Raw genomic sequence first — 3289 nt, forward strand, 5'->3', positions numbered from 1 at the left:
ATACGCCTCACCACCGACGGCCAGCACCCGCAGACTGTCCAGACCCGCCGGATCCAGCGTCGCCAACGCCGCCGGGGTGATGAACAGATGAGTCACCTGTTCCCGACGGATCAGCTCGTACAGCTCCTCGCCACCGAACACGCCGGTCGGCACGACCACGAGTGCACCGGCCGGGCCGATCGCGAGCAGCAGCTCCATGATCGACGCGTCGAAGCTCGGCGAGGAGAAATGCAGTGTGCGCGAACCGGAGTCGAGGTTGTACCGCTCGACCTGCTCGGCGCTGAGGTTCACCAGGCCCGCGTGCGGAACGACGACGCCCTTGGGCACGCCGGTCGAGCCCGAGGTGTAGATGACGTAGGCCAGGTTCTCCGGGCGCACCGGGCGCAGCCGGTCGGCGTCCGCGACTGTCTCGTCGCTGTACTGCTCCAGCTCGAGCTCGTCGAGCACCAGCCATTCCACCGAATCCGGCAGGTCCGCGCGGACCGCGGATACGGTGAGGCCCACGGGCGCACCGGAATCGGTGAGCATGTGCTCGATACGGTCGGACGGATAGGCCGGGTCGATCGGCACGAACGCGGCACCGGACTTGGCGACACCCCACTCGGCGAGATACGAATCGCTCGACCGCGGAATCGCGATCGCCACGAAATCCTCGGTACCCAGACCACGCTCGATCAACAAGCGCGCCAAGCGATTCGACCGTTGATCCAGCTCACCATAGGTCAGCCGGACATCGCGGAAGATCACCGCCGGGGCCGACGGATCGCGAGAGACCGCCGCCGCCAACAGCTCCGGAAGCGTCCGCGCCGGAACGGCCGGGCCGCCGGTGCGGCTCACGACCTCGGCGCGCTCGGCCGCATCCATGATGTCGATCGCACCGACCGCGGCCTGGGGATCGGCCGCGATCGCCCGCAGCAACCGGGTGAAGCGCTCGGCGAAGCCCTCGACCGTGGACTCGTCGAAAAGGTCACGGGCGAAGGAGAACTCGGCGAGCATCCGGGAGCCGTCGGCCGCCTCCCGCACCGTCAGCGACAGGTCGAACTTCTCGATACCGGCCTCGAAATCGACCGCGCCGATCCGCAGCCCGGGTAGTTCGAAGGCGGTCTCGGGCAGGTTCTCGAACGACAGCGCCACCTGGAACAGCGGATGCCGCGCGGTGGAGCGCTCCGGCTGCAGCAGCTCCACGAGGCGCTCGAACGGGATGTCGGCGTGGGCGAATGCCTGCAGATCGGTGTCGCGGGCCTGCGCCAGCAGGTCGCGGAAGCTCCGCTGTCCGCGCACCTCGGTGCGCAGCACCACGGTGTTGACGAACATGCCGATCATCTCGTCGAGCTCGGCCTCGCCGCGACCGGCGATCGGGCTACCGACGGCGATGTCCTCGGTGCCCGACAGCCGCGCCAGGAAGACCGCGAGCGCGGCGTGCACGACCATGAACAGGGTGGTGTTCTGGTCCGCGGCGATCTGCCGCAGGGCCGCGCGCAGCTCGGTGTCGATCGGGAACACCACGCGCCCACCGGCATACGACGGCACGGTCGGCCGCGGCCGATCGGCGGGCAGGTTCAGCTCGTCGGGCAGGTCGGCGAGCGCGGTGCGCCAGTAGTCGGCCTGCGCGGAGAGGAGGCTGTCCGGATCGTCCTCCGAACCCAGCACGGTGCGCTGCCAGACGCTGAAGTCCGCGTACTGCACCGGCAGCGGCGCCCAGGCCGGGGCCTCGCCGGTGGAGCGGGCGCTGTAGGCGAGCATCACGTCACGGGTCAGCGGGCCCATCGACCAGCCGTCAGCGGCGATGTGGTGCGCCACGAACACCAGCACGTATTCGGTTGCGGCCGTGTCGGAATCGGCCTCGATGCGCAGCAGCCGCGCCCGCAGGGGGACCTCTGTGGTCACGTCGAATCCGGTCGACACCAGCTCGGTGATGGTGTCGCGCAACGACTCCGGCTGCACCGGGACCGGGGTGAGGTCCGGCACGGCCCGGTCGGCGGGCAGCACCAGCTGGTGCGCGATGCCGTCGGCGTCGGGGTAGACGGTGCGCAGGATCTCGTGACGCTCCACCAGATCCCGCACCGCGGCCTGCAGCGCGTCGACGTCCAGATCGCCGGACAGCCGCACCGCGACCGGCACGTGGTAGGCGGCCGACTGCTGGTCGAACCGGTTCAGGAACCACATGCGCTGCTGGGCCAGCGACAGCGGCACCCGGTCGGGGCGATGCCCCGCCGTCAGTGCCGGGCGTCCGCCGGATCCGGCGTGCTGCGCGACCCGGGCCGCCAGCGCGGCCACGGTGGAGTACTCGAACAGATCCCGCACCGGGACCCGCGCCTCGAGCGCCGCGCTCAGCCGCGCGACCACCTGGGTGGCGATCAGCGAGTTGCCGCCGAGGGTGAAGAAGTCGTCGTCGGCACCGACGCGCTCGACACCGAGCACCGCGGCGAACACGCCCGCCACGAGCTCCTCGACCGGGGTCGAGGGTGCCCGGAACTCGCGCTGGGTGAACGTCGGCTGCGGCAGCGCCTTGCGATCCAGTTTGCCGCTGGTGTTCAGCGGGAACGCGTCCAGCGCGACGATCGCGCCCGGGAGCATGTAGGCGGGCAGCGTCTGCCCGGCCGCCGCCAGCAGCTCGTCCTGGTCGATCGAGGCGCCCGGCGCCGCAACCACATACGCCACCAGCTGGTCACCCAGCTCGGACGGCAGCACCAGGGCGACGGCCTGGCTGACCGACGGATGCGCCAGCAGCGCCGACTCGATCTCGCCCAGCTCGATGCGCTGACCACGGAACTTCACCTGGAAATCGGTACGACCGATGTACTCCAGCACGCCACCGTCACGCCACACCACGAGGTCGCCGGTGCGGTACATCCGCTCGCCGGGGACTCCGCCGCCGTTCGTCCCCCCGCCCGCGGCGCCGCCGCCGTTCATCCCCCCGCTCGCGGCTCCGCCGCCGGTCATCCCCTCGCCCGCGGCTCCGCCGCCGGTCATGTCCCCGAAGGGGTTGGCTACGAACCGATCCGAGGTCAGGTCCGGGCGGGCCACGTAGCCGCGCGCCAGCTGATCACCGGCCAGATACAGCTCACCCGGAACCCCTGCGGGCACCGGCCGCAGCCGCGAATCCAGCACGTACACACGGGAGTTCCACTGCGGCAGGCCGATCGGCACACTCGACCGCTCCGCGCCCGTGGCGGGCCAGTAGGTGATCGACACCGCCGCCTCGGTGGGCCCGTACAGGTTGTGCACCGCGGCATCCGACACCGACCGCATCGCCGCGACGGTCTCCGGCGGCAGCGCCTCACCGATC

1 protein-coding gene is annotated in these 3289 nt (G+C 71.0%); it reads right to left on the bottom strand.

Features of this window, described 5'->3' with window-relative positions:
* A partial coding sequence (locus tag QH290_RS09830) for a condensation domain-containing protein (protein WP_280382619.1) occupies positions 1 to 3289 on the bottom strand: 3289 nt, incomplete at both ends.

This window comes from Nocardia wallacei (assembly GCF_029869545.1).
Classification (GTDB): Bacteria; Actinomycetota; Actinomycetes; order Mycobacteriales; family Mycobacteriaceae; genus Nocardia; species Nocardia wallacei_A.